Source organism: Pseudothermotoga lettingae TMO, from assembly GCF_000017865.1.
In the GTDB taxonomy this organism is placed as follows: Bacteria; Thermotogota; Thermotogae; order Thermotogales; family DSM-5069; genus Pseudothermotoga_B; species Pseudothermotoga_B elfii.
In genome coordinates this window covers 79,777-98,603 of sequence record NC_009828.1, presented here as the reverse complement: position 1 = coordinate 98,603, position 18,827 = coordinate 79,777, and the positions used below count along the sequence as shown (strand labels likewise).

Here is an 18,827-nt window from a genome sequence, read left to right as displayed (position 1 = left end):
ATGAAATACTGAATGGCTGTTTGTTGTTTGAATATGATAGCATCAAACAATCCTTTGGATTGCGAGAGTCCCGAACCCACTCATTGTTATTCCTCTATGATTTTAACCCATTCATGGGATTTTATTTTCTCAATCCATTTTTTGTACTTCTTTATCCTCTTTCAAGGATTTATAGACTTCCTCTATAGTTTTAAGATTCTCTTTTTCCAGTCCTTCAAGTTCTTTATCCTCTTCTTCTGTTATATGTTATATTCCCCTCCAACTGCTTTTTTCCAGTACAGCTCAGCCCAGCGGTCGTAGTTTATGGGATTCAGGTGTTCTGAGACTGCTTCCAACAGGTATTTTTTGGCTCTGGATATAATCCATCTTGGTGGAATTTTTCTTTGAAGAAGAGTTCATAAATTAAGGAATCAATCAAGTTATAGCTTAAACTTTGAACACTTAAAGTTTGTGAAAAAAGCATATATTCTACTATTGAAAAAAAGAAGATATCTGGAACTTTTTTACCCCTTCTTATAACGTCTTCAAAATTCAATATGAAATCTATTATATCCGTCGCATTTACTACACCAACAAGAGGATCCAACCACTGCAAAGCCTGAAGATCCATACTTTTCTTCTGGCTTTATTAGAAATAAATATAATTTTGCATGCAACCGTGATTTTCAAATAGCTTTACATCGATTATATTCTCGGCTAAGAACTCCTTGAGTTCCTTTATCCGGTTTGTAAGTTCTGCTTTCTGCAAATCTTCGATCATTTTCTGTTTAAGTGGTTCTCTTAAATTATATCCTGTGACCAATTTTTCTTTGATCTGGTATGTTGTTTCGTCTTCCATTACTAACTTTAAGAAAGGTTTCTTTTCTATGTGTTCTGGAAAATCATCTTTTACCAGATTGAAGACAGAAAGAAGTATCCTATGGCAAATTTTGCTTCCTTTGATTTTTTAAGCTGATCTTTTATTACTCTCACAAGTTCTCTTCTTGGTGAGTTGTCTATGATGTTTGGAGCTATTCTATTCTCACTCATAATTCACTCCTATAAAGATTGTGATAGGACAGGCGGGGGCGTAGTTTTTATGATGTTATGGTGATTTACCGAATTGTAATGAATTATCGTTTGTAAAATATGACCTATAGGTTATAATTACTAACGGGGTGTATACAGGAAAAAGGGCGGTGTTCATGGGGAGAAAAATTGTAGCATCAGAAGAATTCCATAAAGAATTCAAAGAATTGATAGAAAGGTATGTCCCGAAACGAAGAATGAATAAATTGATATTGAAATACGAAACTTTGATAAAAATTCTGGTTGATGAAGGTGAAAAAGCTATAACACAACCATATTTTGAGAAGCTCAAGGGAACTGGCGATGTGGAACTATACTCTCTTAGATTAGAGAAGAAAAATCCAAACATACGAATTATTTTTTCTTTCTGGAAAAATCATGTGGTACTTCTCTCCGCTTTTTTAGAAAAAGAGGTTAGCGATTACGATAAAGCTATAGACAAAGCAAAGAAAAGATCCAGCAATTTGCATCTATAAGGAGGTGTTAGAAGTGAGAGAATTCAAGAAATATTCTAATGTTTTTGAATTGTTTGAGGAGATTGGTTTTCATCATTCTGAGGAGGAGAAGGCTTTTATTGAAGCTATGTCTCAGATAGGAGGACAATTGATGGCTTACAGAAAGAAACATAATCTGACACAGAAGGATTTGGCTAAAAAGCTTGGTATATCACAGTCTATGGTCTCAAAAATCGAAACGGGAGAGAAGAACATATCTATTAGAGTGCTGACAAAAATAGTTGCTGCATTTGGTGGTAGAGTTAGGATATCTCTCGGAATACTGCCGGAAGAAGAGGAAAATAAGGTGCCAGAATATAAGTTTAGAGAAGCATTTCCTAATGATATACCTTATACATCTTTTGAAACACAGGGGAGTGTCGCGGCGTGATAAAACAACCGGAGCGATTTTCTCCTTCAAAGAGTTTTTTCAGAATGGTGAATTATTTTATTGAAGAGGCAAGGTTCTGGCTAAAGGATGCAAAAGGCAATTTCATAGATTACCAGCTTGAACTGGAATCAGAATTTGGAGAAATAACTCGACAAAACGGCAGTTTTTCCAGGAGCGTTATTCTGGGAGTTCACATAGAGGGAAAACAAAAAGACGTGCAAGTACATAATATCTATGTAAAAATAAAAGGCAATTTCGAGGCTAACATTGAAGAAAATAACGAGGATTTATTTGACAAAGTTTGCAAATACAACGGTTTGATGAACCTACTTATTATAGCCCGCTCTTTCATAGCTACAACAACCGCTCAAATGGGTGTTCACCCTGTGCTCATTCCCATGGTAAACCTCACGAAAGTTGAGATAAAAGGTTAATTACAGATTAATAACGAGCGTGCAGGAAAATTCCATTTACTTTTTGTCTCTAACGAGTGGATGTTTGAGCTAAAGAAGGGTAAATATGAAGTTCAAAGAAGATAAATTATATTCTCATGTTCGAAAATTGCTGAGGCAAAAGTATCCTCAAAAAGATGAATAGAAAATTGGCGAAGAAAAGAAGTGCAACACCTCTAAACCCGATTTTGTGATCGAACGAAAAATTAGAGGAAAAATTCATCGCATTGTTATTGGAGTAAAGGCCAAACACGAAATGACCAGAAATGAGAAAACTGATACTGAGAAAAAAGGCATGGAAGCAATAAAAAAGGAAATTCCTCATAGGTTGATCTTCCCTTGATCTCTTAGAAAGGAATGTATTCCTGCTGGATCGGTGTTGAGGGGATTATTCCTAACAGTGATTCTCTTGTGCTCCCAATTGTTATGGCACTTTTTCTATTGAATAGATATCTACCGACTGTTTCTTCATTGCAGCACTTTCCACATCATGAATGAAGGCGTTCATCTTTGCCATGGCATAGGTGAATGGGTTTATTTCCTGTCCGTAGAGTTTCAGAGGTCTTTTTACCTCGCATTTCTCTTCTTTGAGAACCAGCTGAGCTTTTATGAGAAGACCACCAGAACCACAGGCAGGATCGTAAACTTTCTCGCCCTCTTCAGGATCGAGGATATATGCCATAAGCAATCCAGCTTCAGATTGCCCAGAACCCTCCGCAAATTTCCTTAAAAGTACTCGTAGGCTCTTCCTAAAATATCTGGTTCAACATCTTCCAGATCGAGTCTGTACTTGCTCAATATCTGCATCAACCTGTGAATATGCTCATCGTCTATTATTCTCTGCCCGGCCTGTGTTGCGTTAAGTTAGTATGTAATCTCCTAAGAAGATCTCATAATTGAGTTTATACTCTGCGAATTTACTTCATCGAAAGACACATACTTTCTCTGATTCGGCAAAAACATCGAATTTTTTCTGATTTCTGCTGACACAAATCTTACCAGCACGAGATATGAGCTTTACTCTTTTTGATATACCCTCTCATACACTCACTTTTTCCATTAGATATGGTTCACTTTTATTTTTAAGAGTGTTCAGACAGTTTGATAACATACCAACCCGATCTTTGTTGGGAAGATGCATAAGGCTAATTCTTTTAATTAGTATTGAAGTAAAGAAAGTCAGTATTTTCGTTATATGAATTCTAATTGTTGTTGCGGTTTCTCTATATGAAACACGTAACGATGAAAACAAAAGCTCTTAATTCGTGCAAAAAGTATATTCCATGCCACGAAATTTGAAGTCAAGTTGAATATGGTGGGCACATAAATAGTTGTGATCATCGAAAATAGATTAATTTAAAAAATTATTGAATTTTTGCGCTGGTAGGGATATGGCAACTAACTCACTTGCGATCTTGGTTTCTTTCAGTAGTACAATTTTATTGCTCAGCTAAAAATCATTTATATAAAAAACAAACTTGAGCAAGATCAACTCCATCAAAACTGTTGCTATCTGGAAGTCAATCGTTATCCTTAATCTCTTTTCTCATTTCTTTTATTTCCTCTGACAGCTTTTTATATGACTCCAGAAGATCAACATTTTGTTGCAACGTTGGAATGAGAGCTTCAAGATGGTGGTTTTCCTGTTTCAAGTTGTTTAAATCAACACTCATTGCGTCTTCAAGAATGTGTGCTAGTTTCTTGCTTTCAACCATCATTTCATCTATCTTATTTAGTTGTTCGATATGCTCGGATAGAAGAGCAACCAGTGTTCTCATCTGTTCAGTCTGAGATTTTAATTCTTTTGCTTTTTTAAAGAGAGTCTCTGAATCCAACGTTGCCAAGCTTTTATGGACCAATTCCAATTCGTTCAATTCGCTTAGGAGAGTTTTAGCTCTCTCTGCATATAAAAGGTATTTTTCTAGTGCTTTGATCTTCTTTTTTAACAAACGGTTTTTCGTTTTTATACTTTTTAAGTCGAATTCTTCTGCCCCTGCGAGAAATTGTTCTAATTTGTTCTCTCCCATATTATTCCCCCTCCGAATAACTACGCATATAATCCAAACAGTTAACACTGTTATTCTACACCATTTGGCAATCTGTAAATATTCTGATTATCTAAAAAGGCAAACCTTTGAATGTGAAAATATGAGATTCAAAGAGAAGGATTTATATCTCTATGTGCAAGATATAGTCGCACCATTAATTGAGGTGAAGATAAAAAGTCTAAAGCGCATTCAATGATATCACTCGTGCTTTTGAGTTATCTTCATCATCCTGAGTTTTCGCGATTTTTGTCAATTTATTCAGGATTAGTGTATTCACAAAAAACGCTCCGACGCATGCCGGAGCCACGAGTTCTTAAAAATGTTTTTGTTAATCTCTGGTAGCGGGGGCAGGATTTGAACCTGCGACCTTTGGGTTATGAGCCCAACGAGCTGCCAGACTGCTCCACCCCGCAACGCATATATCTTCAAAAGATCACTTTTTATCTCCATCTGGTGCCGGGGATCGGACTCGAACCGACACGGAGGCTCCCTCCAGCGGATTTTAAGTCCGCAGCGTCTGCCAATTCCGCCACCCCGGCGACCAAATAGAATTCTATCATATTTATTATAGCTATGCAAGAGGTAGTGAAGTAGAATAACGGCAATTAAAATCTTTCTGCATATCTACCCGGGCTCTTTCCATATTGTAGTAGGTTTTCAGATAAGTCAGAAATCGAGCAAATAGTGATTGTCTGAATATTATTCCTCGCTTTTGAAATGATATTTCTCTACAGACCGGTATCTCTACGAATATTCATCATATTGTTTCACGAGATAATATTTTCTCAACACTTGTAGTGGTCATCAAACTTTTTGCAAAACTATGCCAATTTATGTTAATGGTATTGACATATAATGTAACATGTGATAGAAAATAGGTAGAAAATTTTCCTTTTGTTCTGAATTTATGAAAAACATTTTCACCTATAAAGGGGGTGCTTTCATGAGGCGTTTTTTAATTGTGATGATTTTGGCAGCGCTTGTGGTTTTCAGTTTTGCAAAAGTTAACTTCGGTTCGACCCAGATGACACCGGCGGCAGAACGTGAATTTATGATCAGAAAACTTGGTGAATTTTCGAAAGCCTCTGGTGTGGATGTTGAATTTCTCAATTTCGAGTACACTGATTTGCTCAGCAGATTGGAGGCCGAACAAAAAGCAGGTAAACCCGTTTTGAATTTGGTGGCAGATTTGCAGAGCGGACTTTACACGATGGGCGCCAACGGATTGCTTGCCGATTTGTCGGGAGTTTTGCTGAGTGGAAAAACATTTGTTCAGACTTTCGAAAAGTACACTTACGTTGGAAAAGAAAAGGTATTTATACCATGGTTACAGGCAACCTATGCGATGGCAATCAACAAAAAAGCTTTCGAATATTTGCCGAAAGGATTGACAATGGAAGATGTGACAAATGCAACTGAAAAATGGACCTATGATGCTTTATTACAATGGGCAAAAAATATGCAAGAAAAAACCAGGCAACCTCAACTTGGATTTCCTCTTGGACCGAAAGGTTTATGGCACAGGTTTTTGCATGGTTATATATACCCATCTTACACAGGTGCTCAGGCTGTTAAATTTGATAGTGTGAAAGCTATTGAAATGTGGAATTACCTGAAGGAATTATTCAAATATGTGCATCCAGCCTGTACAACCTGGGATAACATGGATCAGCCCTTGCTCAGGAATGAAGTACTGATTGCCTGGGATCACACGGCAAGAATCAAACAAGCCATAGTTGAAAAACCTAACGATTTTGTTGTCGTACCTGTTCCAAGGGGTCCTATGGGCAGAGGGTATATTATTGTTCTCGCAGGTATAGCAATTCCAAAGAATGTCGACATGACAGAACCTTTAAAGGTTCTGGACTTTTTGACCAGCCCAGAAACACAGATAGCTATTTTAGAAAATGTTGGATTCTTCCCCGTTGTTCAAGAAGCAGCAGGTTTGATACCCGAAGGGGCTTTAAAGGTGCTTGCTCAGGGTGTTGTTAATCAATCTGCGGCGAAAGATTCTGTTGTTTGCTTCATACCAGGACTTGGAGCAAAAGGCGGAGAGTTCAGCGAAACCTACCGCCTGGCTTTCACCAGAATTGTTTTCAACGACGAAGATCCAGTAAAAGTGATAGGTGAACTTGGAGAGAAGATAAGACAGCTGTTTATAGAAGTTGATGCACCTCTGCCTGAACCAGATGCAAGCCTGTTTTGATGATTTGCAGGTGGCTTTCGCCACCTGCTTTTGGATTGGGAGTTGAGAGTGTGAGAAGAGAAGGTATAACCCCTATGTTACTTATCTTACCTGCTCTGGCGTATCTTGCAGTTTTCATTGGTTATCCTATATTTGGTACATTTCAATTAGCTTTTACTAATGAGAAAGGCTGGCTTGAGAATTTCAGGTATGTTTTTTCTTCAAAAGATTTTCAAAATGCTTTTTTGAACACTATTATTCTCGGGTTAATTATTATTCCTGTACAGTTTGTTTTTGCAATAATGCTGGCTTTGCTGGTAAATAAGAAGTGGAAAGGTTATCAATCGCTTTTGTATATAATAGCCACTCCATTAGCTCTCAGTGATGTTACCGCTGCATTGATAAGTTATTCTATATTCGCCCCAAATGGTTATTTGAATAAAATTCTTTTGAAGCTTAACTGGATAGATAGGCCTTTGTATTTCTTCGGGTATCTTTTCAAATCGAGGGAGTTTCTTGTTGTAATTTTGACGGAAGTTTGGAGAGCCACACCCCTCGTCTTTGTAATTTTGCTGGCGGGACTTCAATCTATAAATACTGAATATCTTGAAGCAGCAGATATCTTTGGCTTTTCGGCGTGGAAAAAATTCATCAAGATTACTTTACCATTGCTTAAACCATCGATTGTTTCAGCTCTTCTTGTGAGAACGCTTTTCGCTTTTCAAATATTTGGAGTTGTCTGGCTTCTGGCGGGAAGAGATATCACAGTACTTGCAGGAGAAACTTATTATTGGTATGTGTTTATGAATAACAGAAATATCGCAAGCACTTATGCTCTGATCATAGCTGTACTGACCTTTGTAATAGGATGGTTCTACATAGGCACCATTCGCTCAAAACATTTAGAAGAAGGTGTCAGATCATGAGAAAATTCTTTTACGTGCTCGCCTTTGCGGCAATATGCCTGTGGTTTATTGGGCCAATCTTTTTTGTTTTTCTTGCTTCACTGACACCGGCGTCTGAGTTCTATCAAATGGATAGGATTTTTCCTGAGAAACTGACATTTGAACATATATACAAATTACTGGTGAACCTCGGAGGATGGAGGGCGTTGCTAACAAGTGTTCAAGTTGCGTTGATATCTATAGCTGTTTCTTTTGCCCTTGGTATCCCTGCTGGTTACGCGGTTACCCGATATATTTTTCCTGGAAAAAACTTCATAAAACTTACGATGCTCTTTACAAGATCTATACCACTTGTTGTTATTGCAGTTTCTCTTGTGACAATATATCTGAGATTCAATCTGGCAGATACAATGATAGGTGTCGCACTTGCTCATGCAGCCATGATACTTCCTTTCGTCGTTTTGATAACATCGAGTATATTTTCCGGTGTGTTTGTTGAATATGAAGAAGCTGGCATGATATTCGGTCTTTCAAGATTCGGAGCCTTTTTGAAAATAACAATTCCGCTTGCTTTGCCGGGCCTGGCAGCTTCTGCTATTTTTGCTTTTATAATGTCTTGGAATGAGGTTTTCGCAGCATCTGTACTGGCTATAACTGATAGAACTCTACCTGCTCATATATTGAACACGGCGATGGCGTCTCCAGATTATTTCAAATTTGCGGCCGGGACAATTATGGCTGTGCCTGCTATGGTTTTTATATTTATCATAAGAAAATATCTTATATCTATGTGGGGAATTTCTCTGAAATGACGAGGTGATAAAAGTGGCAAGAGTGGTTGTACAAAATGTGAAGAAATATTTTGGTAATGTGAAAGCGCTTGATGGGATAGATATTTCCATAGAAGAGGGATCTTTCGTCGTCTTACTTGGACCTTCCGGGTGTGGAAAAACGACTTTAATGAGATGCATATCCGGTTTGGAGAAACTCACAGAGGGGGAAATTCTCTTTGATGGTAAAAACATTACGAATCTTGCACCGAAAGACAGAAATGTAGCTATGGTATTTCAAAGCTATGCTGTCTGGCCTCACATGAAAGTAAAAGAAAATATTGCATATCCTTTGAAATTGAAAAAAGTTCCCAAAAAGGAAATAGAAGAAAGAGTACGCTGGGCGTCTGATTTGTTGCATATTTCTGAACTCCTCGATAGGTATCCTTCTCAACTATCAGGTGGACAGAGGCAGAGAGTAGCTGTTGCGAGGGCTATTGTGCATAAACCAAGGGTACTTTTGATGGACGAACCTTTATCAAACCTTGATGCTCTTTTGAGAATAAAAATGAGAAGTGAACTCAGAAAACTTCATGAACAGGTCAAAGTTACAACTATTTATGTTACACACGACCAGACAGAAGCCATGACAATGGGGGATAAGATAGCTGTCATGAATGCTGGTAAGATCATACAGTACGGTTCACCTGAGGAAATATACAAAGCACCCAGGACACTTTTTGTAGCTGGTTTTGTTGGTTCCCCTCAGATGAATTTTTTACCCATGAAAGTTATTTCTCACAAAGATAAGTTTTTTGCAGAAGGATTTGGCCTTCAAATACCTCTGAAAAAAGATCCAGGAATTGAATCAGTAATTGTTGGTATAAGGCCAGAACATATCTCTGTTGAAAAAAGGCAAGATTCTATTGGATTTGAAGCAAGTGTTTATTTTGTAGAAAAGCTGATGTCCGAGACAGTGATACATCTGTCTGTAGCTGATGACAAAAAAATAGTAGTCAAGGTTCCCGGGGATGTGTCTTTTAAAGAATCACAATTGGTACAGGTTCATCTTGACCTTCCTTTTATTCACATTTTTAATCCTGTTACAGAGGAGAGAATTGAATTTTGAATCACATTATCTGCCACACACACTGGGATAGGGAATGGTTTGCCACCTCGAATATCACGAATTCATGGTTGAGGGAACTTTTTGAAAGGCTCTTTATTCTCATCGAGAAAACCCCTGAATATACTTTTGTTCTTGATGGTCAGACACTCATAATCGAGGATTTGCTGGAGAATTTTCCTGAGTTTGAAAAAAAATTAGTTGCAGCGATTAAATCAGGAAATTTGATAATTGGTCCGGTGTATTCGCAGATAGATTTTCGAATAGCTTCAGAAGCAGCTATTATAAAAAATTTTGAGATTGGTTTGAAAGATATGGAGAAATTTGGAGATTTACCGAAAATTGCCTGGATGGTCGACAATTTTGGCTTTATTTCTCAACTTTCTCAATTGCTCAGAATGTATGGAATAGCAGCGGTTTTTTTGTGGAGAGGCGTTGGCATTGAGAATCCAACGATAGAATTTGTTCATGAATCTATTGATGGCTCGAGAGTTTTGTGTGTTTTCCTCATAGGAGGTTATAGAAATCTGTACGGACTTTCTTTGACGAAAGATATTGCAAAAAAGAGATTGATCCATGAAATAAAAAAGCTTGAACCATTTTCTTTAACGAAACAGATACCTCTACTTGATGGGTATGATCTTGATTTGTCTCCCGAAGATCCGTTTGAATTACTGAGCCGGAATGGTGAGACTGTGAGATCTTCTCCAGAAATCTTTTTGAGCCATATTGATGAATCATTGAACATACCTGTTGTGAGAGGTGAAATGTTAAGTGGTAAATATGCCTGTGTCTTTCCCGGGACATTGTCGAGTAGGAGTTATCTGAAAGTAGAAGCTTATTATATTGAGAAAATGCTCAGGTACTGTGACTTTCTCTCAATTTTCGGCGGCGAATCTGTAGAAGATTTGTGGAGAAGATATTTGAAAACACTCATACATGACAATATCTGTGGGGTTGCGATAGACAAAGTCCATGAGAACATGGAAAAAACCTATAGAGAACTCTATAGAGATCTTAAAAAGTTTCTTTTGAGTAAGATAGGCAATTATTTAGGTGCATCGAATTTCAAGAGTGGCTCTTATGCGTTGTGCTTTTCTCCGCATGAATATAATAACTGGTACTGTGATGGCAGAAGATGCTTTTTTCTGAAAAGCAAAGGAGTAGGTTTTTACAGAATAGAAAAAGTTGACCGCTACAGAAATGATAATACGCTTGTATGGAAAAACGATTTTTACAGGGCAGAATTGAAAAATAACGGTATTATGAAGGTAAATGACTTTAGTGTGGGATATCTGGAGCTGCTTAAGGAAGCAGGAGATAGTTATTCGAGTTTTACCAGCCCTCTTGATTTTTCATGCTCTGTTAAATCTATAGAAATTGAAAGTGCTGGATTGAACCACAAGATCATCAAAATGAAAAGGAAGCTAAGATCAAGAAATGCCGTAATAGAAACAGAAGAAAAGATAGTTTTTGACAAAACACCCTTAATCAAATGGAGTATAGTAACCACTTCAAAAGGAAAAAATTATGTGCTCAATTTTTCGATAAAGATGAAAAATAGCGGTTCAGAAGTGTTTGCCAAAATGCCATTTGAAATAGTCCGGCGTGAAAAGGAAACATATGAATTTATTGATGAAGAGCTTCTTGAAAGATTGAAGCATGTGTTGATTGCTGCCAGAGAAGTTGGAAAGGTTGATGAATACCCCTTTCAGGGTTTTGTATCACTTTCATTTCCCGGCAGAACTGTTGCGCTTATGGCTAAGGGATTAAGAAGTTACAGAATTGATGATTCAAAACTGTCCGTAACTTTGATCCGTTCTGTGGAGTGGATTGCAAAAAAGAATGTAAAAGGAAGGATTGGTGATGCCGGACCCCTCATATATGCTCCAGGTGCAAAATGTGATAGAACAACACGATTTGAGCTTGCTGTATGTGATGTGAATGTAAATGTTAAATCAACGGAGTTTATGAAATGGTTCAATTTGTTTGATGACCAGCCTTTAAAGATAGAGTTGAAGAATAACAGCTGTTGTAGAAATAATAAAATCCTTTTTTTGAGTAAATTACCGTGGGTTTGTGTAAAAGAAAGTAAAGTTTTTGTTTATAACCCTTTTGATGAGATTGTTGAACATATTCTTCCTGGAAAGATTTCAACAGTTCCTTTGAATCCGAGAAAAACTGCTGGGGAGAAAAATTCAGTATTAGTCAGATTTGTCGATTTTCCTTCTTTTCCTTCCAGGGCTGGTAAAAAGACCTCGTCTGCAAATATGCAGAAAGCGATTAAAGATAAAATAAACAAGATCAATGAAGAGATAAAAAATGTGAAAACCAAATTGAAAAACATAGAAAAAAACACAAAAGAATATCGCTTTTTACTGCACAGGTTTTTTACTCTGTACAGAACCATGCTGGAATTGAAATTATCTCTGCCTCTCCTTAAAGGGAGGCTTCCAGAGAAATTAGTCTGGAAGTTAAATGAAGTAAGATCGAAGAAAAGAATTTCTGACTACATAGTTGAACTTATGGAGGAGGAATGATTGTGGAGTATGTCAATGAGGTTCATGATTTAAAGAAATATGATGTACTGGTAGGTATACCGAGTTACAATAATGCTGAGACAATAGCAAATGTGGCAAGTGTAGCTGCAAAAGGTTGTCTGGATCTCAATTTGAAGGCTTTGATAGTTAATTCTGATGGAGGTTCTACTGATGGCACTATCGATGCATTCATGAATAGTGATACGTTTGGAGTGGAAAAAATGTCTTTCAAATACAGGGGTATAGCTGGAAAAGGTAGCGCTGTTAGAGCTCTCTTAGAAGCTGCACACAAGGTGAGAGCAGAAGTCTTTATAATGCTTGATTCAGATTTGCGAAGTGTTCAGCCGTGGTGGATAGAAAGGCTCGCATCACCAATTATTCATGGGAAGACAGATTACGTGGCGCCGTTTTATCTGAGACATAAATATGACGGAACCATAACGAACAATATCTGTTATCCGCTGACCTCTGTTCTGTACGGATTAAAAATTCGCCAGCCCATAGGTGGAGATTTCGGTGTCGGACGCAGATTAATAGAAACTTACCTTTCAAAACCAGTCGATACCTGGCAGACAAACGTGGCAAGATTTGGTATAGATATCTGGATGACAACAATTGCCATAAATGAATCAAACAAAAAGCCTTTACAAGCGGCTCTTGGAGCAAAAGTTCACGATGTTAAAGATCCTGGTAAGCATCTTCAAAATATGTTTGTTCAAGTTGTACAGACTCTCTTTGATTTGATGCTGGCTTATGAAGATAAATGGAAAAATGTCAACAAAGTTGAAAAGTGTTATGTGTACGGGGAGCAGCCCAACCAGATTGTGGAGAAAATCGTGATAGATCTTCCCGGTTTGAAAGAAAAAGCGCGAAACTTTTTGAAAAACAGGCTGGAACATATATCCTATTTGCCGTGGAAAATAGTTGATTCCGTTGTTAACTCAGGGCAGATAAAAGTTGATGATTGGGTTGAAATTGTTTATCAGGTTGCTCTTCATTATAAAAAAACTGCTGATGAGCAGGCGATAGTTGATTTACTTCCGTTTTATTTTGCCCGAATAGCCAGCTTTGTTGAAGAGACCGGGGGGGTTGACGACTGCGTTGCAGAGGAGGTTATCGAGAAACAATTGAGTGTATTTTTGCAGCTTAAACCGTCGTTTTCAAAGAGGTGGTTTGGGTGATATTTGATTACCTTCTTGGAATATTCGACAGATTGAGCGATTCAGAGAAAAAAGTAGCGATGTATATACTTGAAAGACCTGATGATGTGATCCATTATTCTATAACTGAGTTTGCAAGGGTCGTTGATGTTAGTGAAACCACTATATACAGAGTAATTAAGAAGATGAAATTCAAAGGCTATCAGGCATTTAAAATAGAATTGATTAGACAGACAAGTGGTGTGAAATCTGTTCCTCTGACAAACATGGAAACACTTGATGAATATGTGGAGGAGATCAAATCTCTTGCAGAAAGAATGAAGACGACTCTCAAAAAGGATGATTTGCAAAAGGCAGCTGACTGGATCGTACAATCTCAAAAAACAATATTTTTTGGTGTAGGACTTTCATCTGTGGTTGCTGAGTATGGTAGTTTGTTGCTATCTTTACTTGGTTTTTCCTCATTTTGCTACAACGATCCCCATGTACAGGTTATCGTGGCAACAGGCCTCTGCAAGAAAGATCTTGTGATCTCAGTCAGTCATAGTGGAAACATAAGAGATACCGTGAAATCAACTCAGGTTGCGAGAGATGTTGGTGCCAGAACAGTGGCTGTAACTGCCGGAATAAACTCTCCTCTGTCGAGTGTTGTGGATATTGCCCTTTATAGTCCAGTTGCGAGATTTGAAAAGTATGAATTTCTCAGAGGAAACCTTGGAGAAATGGCGGTTCTGGAGATTCTATTCAAGATGGTTCTGAAGAAAATATATGGAGAAAAAGAAAGTCATCTCAACGATCTTTCGGAAGTGCTCAAACCGAAAATGTATAGCGGTGGTGAGCAATGAAAATCGCCCTCGTTCATTTCAGAGCTGGTGAGACAGATGGTGTTTCCTTGGAAATGGCGAAATGGAAACGTGTTCTTGAGAAAATGGGGCATGATGTTTTCTATATTTCAGGAGATCTGTACGAAGCTGGTGGAGTCCAGATTTCAACTATATCAATGAGAAATCAGGTGAATCTGTGGATTCATAGAAACGCATTTGAAAAATTATCAGTTGACGAGAAATTTTTCATCAGAATCTTTCAGAAATATGTTCAACAGATCAGATCGGAGCTGGAAGCCAAAGCACCTCCAGCGGATATTTTCATAGTCAACAATATCTTTTCTCTCGGTTTCAATTTGGCTGCAGCAGTGGCGATTGATCAGTATGTGCGGGAAAATAAGGTGAAGGTTATAGGGCATCACCATGATTTTTACTGGGAGCGCGAGAGATATTCTAATTCCCAAATGGGTTTTGTAGAGAAGATTTTAGATGACTATTTCCCACCCAAAAATAGCAATATGATGCATGTTACCATAAACAATATAGCAAGAAATGAACTTATTTCACGCAAAGGTGTAAATTCTTTTGTAATACCAAATGTTTTTGATTTCGATCAACCACAGTGGGTGATAGATGACTACAACAGAGATTTGAGAGACAAACTTGGCATATCTGATAAGGATTTTGTTTTGTTGCATGCAACGCGTATTGTTGAGAGGAAAGCTATAGAAATTGCGATGGATTTTGCGGAATATCTTCAAAAATTTGTTAAAAAAGAAGTTCATTTCGTCGTTGGTGGATTTCCCGAAAAAGAATCGCTTGGCTATTTTCAGAAGCTTCAAAAAAAAGCTGCTAATATGAAAGTTAAAACTCATTTTGCTTATCCTTTGTTGAGGCAGAACAGGTCAAACAGAGAAGAGAAATTCTACTCTTTCTGGGACATATACGCGATATCTGATGCAATAACCTATACTTCTGTTCTGGAAGGTTGGGGAAATCAACTCATTGAAGCTGTTTTTGCGAGAAAGCCATTGATTGTTTTTGAATATCCTGTTTACAAAACTGATATAAAGCCTCTTGGATTTGATTTCATATCTTTATCTGATGCAGTTGTGTGGAACGAAAAAACCGGGTTTTATGAAATAGACAAAAATATTTTGCAAAAAGCAGCCAAAAAGCTTGCAAGACTAATCGGCAGAACAGAGGAGCTCGAAAAAAAAGTAAAACAAAACTTCGACGTAGGGAAAAAATATCTGTCCTTAGAAAGCTTGGAAAAAAGACTTGATGAGCTGATGAAAAATTTATAACTGCATTCTCATTATTTCCCTGTAAGCTTCAACTATTCTGTTTCTTACTTCTGTTGTTAATTTGAGGGCAATGCTTGCTTTCTCTGCCTCAATTATCACTTCATGTATATTGCTGATTTTTCCAAGCGCAAAATCTGCAGACATCTGTTCGGCATTTTTTTGAATTTGATTCACTTTATTGATGGCGCTCTTAAAAATCTCTGCAAAATCATTTTCGCTTTTCTTTTTCTCTGAGGTCTGGTTCAATGAATTCAAATCTTGATTTATTCCTGATATTTTGTCTACCATTTATTAACCCCTCCCTATTTGAAGGGCACTGTTGATCATGGACTTTGTTGTATTAAACGCAGAAATATTTGCTTCGTAAGATCTCTGTGCACTTATTAAATCAACCATTTCTCTGAGTACATTGACGTTAGGCAAACTTACATAACCATTCTCATCTGCATCCGGGTGTGAAGGATCATAAACGAGCCTGAATGGTGACGGATCTTCTTCAATTCTTACAACTTTCACGCCCGTGCTCGCAGATTTACCGTCGCTTATCAAATATTCTGAGAAAACAGGTACACGCCTTCTATAAGGTGTACCCCGATCGGTCCTTGTTGTTTCTGAATTGGCTATGTTACTTGATATTATATCAACTCTTAATCTCTGAGCTGTCATACCAGATGCGCTGACATTCATGATAAGAAATTCGTTCATATCAAGCACTCCTTAGAACAGTGTTGTAATATTCAATATTTTTGCTCATCAAGCGCGAGAGTACTTCATATTTTAATCCATTAGCTGTCATTTGAGCTATTTCAATTTCTAAGTCCACCCCGTTTTCATCGTTTCTGTAAAAGAAGCTTTCCTCTTCTTTTATCTGAGGTTTAACCGCGGATTTCTCTGTTTGTATATGATTTTCATCTGTGGTTTTCATCTTCATGCTCATAGCCTGATTGAGAAGTTCTTCAAAGACAACATATTTTCTTTTGTATCCGGGTGTTTCTGCATTAGCAATGTTCTGGGCAAAGATATTCTGTCTTAATATTGCTACATCCATAGCTGTTTTTATTATTTGGAAATTCTCGTTGAACATCTTTTCACTCCCTGAATAGCTTTCTACATTACCATAGAATTTTCCTAAAAACTTGGCGGGCTAACTACCCATACACCCACTGCGGTGACGTTTCCAACATTTTTCCACCGATGCGGTATCGTGGAAGGGTAGGTTATGCTGTCACCTTCCCTCAAAACAATTGATTTGTCACCAACAGTAATCTCAACTTCTCCCTGAATAACTATCCCCGATTCAATGCCTTCATGAGCATAAAAAGATTCCCTACTATCCGCCCCGGGTTCCAGATAAGAAATGAACATGGAATAAGCGTTATTTTTTGATGAAAGAAGCTCGTAAGTCAAGCCGGGAGAGACTATAACCTTTCTTCTTTCTTCCTTTCTAACAATGCCTTTTATGATCTGATCTCCAACATCTTGTTCTACGAGAGAAATTATCGTTTCTCCAAGAGCCGAAAGAATAGCTTTCAAAGTGCTTAAAGACGGTGATACTTTGCCATGCTCAATCTGACTTATTAAGCCGGGAGTTACGCCAGACAACTTTGCGAGTTCTCTGACTGTCAATTTTTTTGATTGTCTGAGTGATCTGATTTTTTCACCTATGTTGTCCAACTCGCTATTCATTCATCACACTCCTCTCCAGCATAAACTAAAAAAGTCAGATTCCCGTAAAGAGATTCAATTTTTTTAAATTCATCTTTGTCGTAAAATCTAACCTCGCCCCGGCCAAAGTACTTTGCGACTTCAACACAAAACCGCGCAGCTTGTTCTATGTCTACTTCACTTGATGCCCCTGTTGCGCATCCAGCAACAGGTACCTGCGTTGTTATAGCGACTCCAACAACAGGAACATCTATGGCTACAGTACATGGTTGCATTATACTATTTATATGATACACTCCGTTTCCATATGGAGTGATGTCTTGAAATGTTATCGGTAGTACAAAAGGCTCTTTTCCTGTAACACGTTCATAAATGTCAAGCAAATTGTCTGACACTTTTAGTATATACCCTTTTAGCACAGTTGGTGAAATAGCAAACCCCTTCTTTTTGGCAATACGGTTTCCTTTTGTTGTATCGATTGAGAGAATAGCATCTAATTTTCTTCTGATCATCAATTTTAAAGCCTGCCTGACGCCTACAGGTGAATCCATAAATGGTACGGGTTTATGTTGAATCGTGGGTGCATGAGGACAGATATGAGTTGCTACGAAAACTGTTCCTGCAAGATTTTCTCCTTTTTGCTTCATCTGTGCAAGCTTTAACGCGCTTGCCAGTGCAGCGATTGCTCCATCTGCATCGCTAACAAGACCTATCATTTCTGGTCTTGCCCCGACTCCACCAAGCTGGCCAATGATTCCAAGGACTGGAGCATCATTTTGCTGACCTTCGATAGTTATTCTCACGATGTCTGTTTTACCTCTGCTTGTTGTGATTGTTTCATATTCAGCTTTGACACCTTGATAATTTTCAAACAGTTCACAGACTTTCTTTCCATCTACATATGGACTATCCAGAAGTTCTGTGATTGTCTCAACTTGAGAAAGCATTTTACCTACACCTCCTGATTGTACAGATGGCATCGAACTTTTCTGCCTCTAAAATTCATTAATGGTGGTTTTTTGGAACATTTTTCAAACGCCACAGGGCATCTTGTTTGAAAAGCGCACCCCTCCGGCGGATTCAGAGGACTTGGCATTTCTCCAGAAAGGGAAAAATTTTCAAGATTGTTTTCACCAGGTTTTGGAATGGACTCAATTAAGCTTTTTGTGTATGGGTGGAAGGGATTTTCTATGATCGAATCGCACCTACCCATTTCCATGATTTGCCCGAGATACAGAACCATTACCTGATCTGATAGATGATTAACTATCTTCAGGTCATGAGTGATCAATATATACGTTAAATTGTAAAGTTCTTTCAGCTCCATCAAGAGATTCAATATCTGTGCTTGAACGGATACATCGAGAGCTGATGTTGGTTCATCGAGTATGAGCAATTTGGGTTTTAACACCAAACTGCGGGCAATGGCAACTCTCTGTTTTTGACCACCACTGAGTTGATGAGGATATTTTTTCAAAATATCTGACGTCAACCCGACAGATTTGATAGCGTCTCTGACTATTTTTTTTCGCTCAAACCTGCTTGCTGATCTGTGAACCAGAAGTCCCTCTTCTACAATAAACGAGATAGTTTTTCTGGGATTGAGCGATGTTTCTGGATCTTGAAATACTATTTGGATGTCTTTAATTCTTTTAGCGTCTTTGAGTATCTTTCCTTCGTAATATATTTTTCCACTGGATGGATTGTATATGCCACTCAAAATACGTGCTATCGTGGATTTTCCAGATCCACTTTCACCAACGATGCTGAAAACAGAACCCTTTTCTACCTGAAAAGAGACATCCTGGACAGCTTTTAGAAAGCGCTTTGGTTTGCCAAATATGTCAAATTCCACGGGAAAATTCTTTGAGAGATTTTCTACCCTGAGCATA

22 protein-coding genes and 2 tRNA genes are annotated in these 18,827 nt (G+C 37.9%); 11 read left to right on the top strand and 13 right to left on the bottom strand.

The features are described from left to right. Positions 1 to 310: 310 nt before the first annotated feature. The 3 genes from TLET_RS00510 to TLET_RS10905 are packed head-to-tail and all read right to left on the bottom strand — an operon-like array spanning position 311 to position 1,029. Positions 311 to 610, bottom strand: a complete 300-nt coding sequence (locus tag TLET_RS00510) for a hypothetical protein (protein ID WP_012002148.1) — start codon at positions 608 to 610, stop codon at positions 311 to 313. Positions 611 to 628: 18 nt separating this feature from the next. Further along, the gene (locus TLET_RS00505; RefSeq protein WP_012002147.1) at positions 629 to 838 is read right to left on the bottom strand and encodes a hypothetical protein; all 210 of its coding nucleotides are present in this window, start codon (positions 836 to 838) and stop codon (positions 629 to 631) included. 50 nt (positions 839 to 888) lie between these two features. After that, entirely contained in the window at positions 889 to 1,029 is a 141-nt protein-coding gene (locus tag TLET_RS10905; protein ID WP_187146389.1) for a phospholipase D-like domain-containing protein, read from the bottom strand. 155 nt (positions 1,030 to 1,184) lie between these two features. On the opposite strand from TLET_RS10905, the gene TLET_RS10750 reads away from it, so the two are divergent. From TLET_RS10750 to TLET_RS00490, 3 genes are read left to right on the top strand one after another with little or no spacing between them, the layout of a single operon-like run. Next, positions 1,185 to 1,544, top strand: a complete 360-nt coding sequence (locus TLET_RS10750; RefSeq protein WP_012002146.1) for a type II toxin-antitoxin system RelE/ParE family toxin — start codon at positions 1,185 to 1,187, stop codon at positions 1,542 to 1,544. Between the two features lie 13 nt (positions 1,545 to 1,557). Beyond that, positions 1,558 to 1,953: a helix-turn-helix domain-containing protein gene (locus tag TLET_RS00495; RefSeq protein ID WP_012002145.1), complete on the top strand. Its 396-nt coding sequence runs from the start codon at positions 1,558 to 1,560 to the stop codon at positions 1,951 to 1,953. Then, positions 1,950 to 2,387: a hypothetical protein gene (locus TLET_RS00490; protein WP_012002144.1), complete on the top strand. Its 438-nt coding sequence runs from the start codon at positions 1,950 to 1,952 to the stop codon at positions 2,385 to 2,387. Before TLET_RS00495 ends, TLET_RS00490 begins: the two co-directional genes overlap by 4 nt. A gap of 442 nt (positions 2,388 to 2,829) precedes the next feature. Here the strand turns inward: TLET_RS00490 and TLET_RS00480 are convergent, their stop codons facing one another. The 4 genes from TLET_RS00480 to TLET_RS00465 all read right to left on the bottom strand — a co-directional run bounded on the left by TLET_RS00480 (position 2,830) and on the right by TLET_RS00465 (position 4,992). Further along, on the bottom strand, positions 2,830 to 3,087 hold the full coding sequence (locus TLET_RS00480; protein ID WP_041428351.1) for an HsdM family class I SAM-dependent methyltransferase: 258 nt from the start codon (positions 3,085 to 3,087) through the stop codon (positions 2,830 to 2,832). A gap of 838 nt (positions 3,088 to 3,925) precedes the next feature. Then, positions 3,926 to 4,432 (bottom strand): hypothetical protein, encoded by a 507-nt coding sequence (locus TLET_RS00475; RefSeq protein WP_012002143.1) that lies wholly within the window; start codon positions 4,430 to 4,432, stop codon positions 3,926 to 3,928. Positions 4,433 to 4,789: 357 nt separating this feature from the next. Then, positions 4,790 to 4,866 (bottom strand) — tRNA-Met (locus tag TLET_RS00470). Between the two features lie 38 nt (positions 4,867 to 4,904). Beyond that, positions 4,905 to 4,992 (bottom strand) — tRNA-Leu (locus tag TLET_RS00465). Positions 4,993 to 5,396: 404 nt separating this feature from the next. On the opposite strand from TLET_RS00465, the gene TLET_RS00460 reads away from it, so the two are divergent. From TLET_RS00460 to TLET_RS00425, 8 genes are read left to right on the top strand one after another with little or no spacing between them, the layout of a single operon-like run. Continuing rightward, positions 5,397 to 6,659 carry an ABC transporter substrate-binding protein gene (locus tag TLET_RS00460; protein ID WP_012002142.1) on the top strand — a complete coding sequence of 421 codons (1,263 nt, stop codon included), beginning with the start codon at positions 5,397 to 5,399 and terminating at the stop codon, positions 6,657 to 6,659. 50 nt (positions 6,660 to 6,709) lie between these two features. After that, entirely contained in the window at positions 6,710 to 7,564 is an 855-nt protein-coding gene (locus tag TLET_RS00455; RefSeq protein ID WP_012002141.1) for a carbohydrate ABC transporter permease, read from the top strand. Continuing rightward, a complete protein-coding gene (locus tag TLET_RS00450; protein WP_012002140.1) occupies positions 7,561 to 8,355 on the top strand; it encodes a carbohydrate ABC transporter permease in 795 nt (264 codons plus the stop codon). Before TLET_RS00455 ends, TLET_RS00450 begins: the two co-directional genes overlap by 4 nt. A gap of 13 nt (positions 8,356 to 8,368) precedes the next feature. Then, positions 8,369 to 9,442: an ABC transporter ATP-binding protein gene (locus TLET_RS00445; RefSeq protein WP_012002139.1), complete on the top strand. Its 1,074-nt coding sequence runs from the start codon at positions 8,369 to 8,371 to the stop codon at positions 9,440 to 9,442. Next, on the top strand, positions 9,439 to 11,979 hold the full coding sequence (locus TLET_RS00440; RefSeq protein ID WP_012002138.1) for a glycoside hydrolase family 38 N-terminal domain-containing protein: 2,541 nt from the start codon (positions 9,439 to 9,441) through the stop codon (positions 11,977 to 11,979). The genes TLET_RS00445 and TLET_RS00440 overlap by 4 nt, the downstream gene beginning before the upstream one ends. Then, positions 11,976 to 13,160, top strand: coding sequence for a glycosyltransferase family 2 protein (locus tag TLET_RS00435; protein ID WP_012002137.1), 1,185 nt, complete (start codon positions 11,976 to 11,978; stop codon positions 13,158 to 13,160). The genes TLET_RS00440 and TLET_RS00435 overlap by 4 nt, the downstream gene beginning before the upstream one ends. Beyond that, on the top strand, positions 13,157 to 13,984 hold the full coding sequence (locus TLET_RS00430; protein ID WP_012002136.1) for a MurR/RpiR family transcriptional regulator: 828 nt from the start codon (positions 13,157 to 13,159) through the stop codon (positions 13,982 to 13,984). Before TLET_RS00435 ends, TLET_RS00430 begins: the two co-directional genes overlap by 4 nt. Continuing rightward, entirely contained in the window at positions 13,981 to 15,270 is a 1,290-nt protein-coding gene (locus TLET_RS00425) for a glycosyltransferase family 4 protein (protein WP_012002135.1), read from the top strand. The genes TLET_RS00430 and TLET_RS00425 overlap by 4 nt, the downstream gene beginning before the upstream one ends. Here the strand turns inward: TLET_RS00425 and fliE are convergent. From fliE to TLET_RS00395, 6 genes are read right to left on the bottom strand one after another with little or no spacing between them, the layout of a single operon-like run. Beyond that, positions 15,265 to 15,558: a flagellar hook-basal body complex protein FliE gene (fliE, locus tag TLET_RS00420; RefSeq protein WP_012002134.1), complete on the bottom strand. Its 294-nt coding sequence runs from the start codon at positions 15,556 to 15,558 to the stop codon at positions 15,265 to 15,267. The two genes, TLET_RS00425 and fliE, sit on opposite strands and share 6 nt — an antisense overlap. 3 nt (positions 15,559 to 15,561) lie before the next feature. After that, complete coding sequence (flgC, locus tag TLET_RS00415) at positions 15,562 to 15,975, bottom strand: flagellar basal body rod protein FlgC (protein ID WP_012002133.1); 414 nt, start codon at positions 15,973 to 15,975, stop codon at positions 15,562 to 15,564. A gap of 1 nt (position 15,976) precedes the next feature. Continuing rightward, positions 15,977 to 16,354: a flagellar basal body rod protein FlgB gene (flgB, locus tag TLET_RS00410; protein WP_012002132.1), complete on the bottom strand. Its 378-nt coding sequence runs from the start codon at positions 16,352 to 16,354 to the stop codon at positions 15,977 to 15,979. A gap of 44 nt (positions 16,355 to 16,398) precedes the next feature. Next, a complete protein-coding gene (locus tag TLET_RS00405) occupies positions 16,399 to 16,956 on the bottom strand; it encodes a cupin domain-containing protein (RefSeq protein ID WP_012002131.1) in 558 nt (185 codons plus the stop codon). Further along, a complete protein-coding gene (locus TLET_RS00400; RefSeq protein ID WP_012002130.1) occupies positions 16,953 to 17,882 on the bottom strand; it encodes a DUF1177 domain-containing protein in 930 nt (309 codons plus the stop codon). The genes TLET_RS00405 and TLET_RS00400 overlap by 4 nt, the downstream gene beginning before the upstream one ends. A 5-nt stretch (positions 17,883 to 17,887) precedes the next feature. Then, positions 17,888 to 18,826: an ABC transporter ATP-binding protein gene (locus TLET_RS00395; RefSeq protein WP_012002129.1), complete on the bottom strand. Its 939-nt coding sequence runs from the start codon at positions 18,824 to 18,826 to the stop codon at positions 17,888 to 17,890. Between the last annotated feature and the right edge of the window lies 1 nt (position 18,827).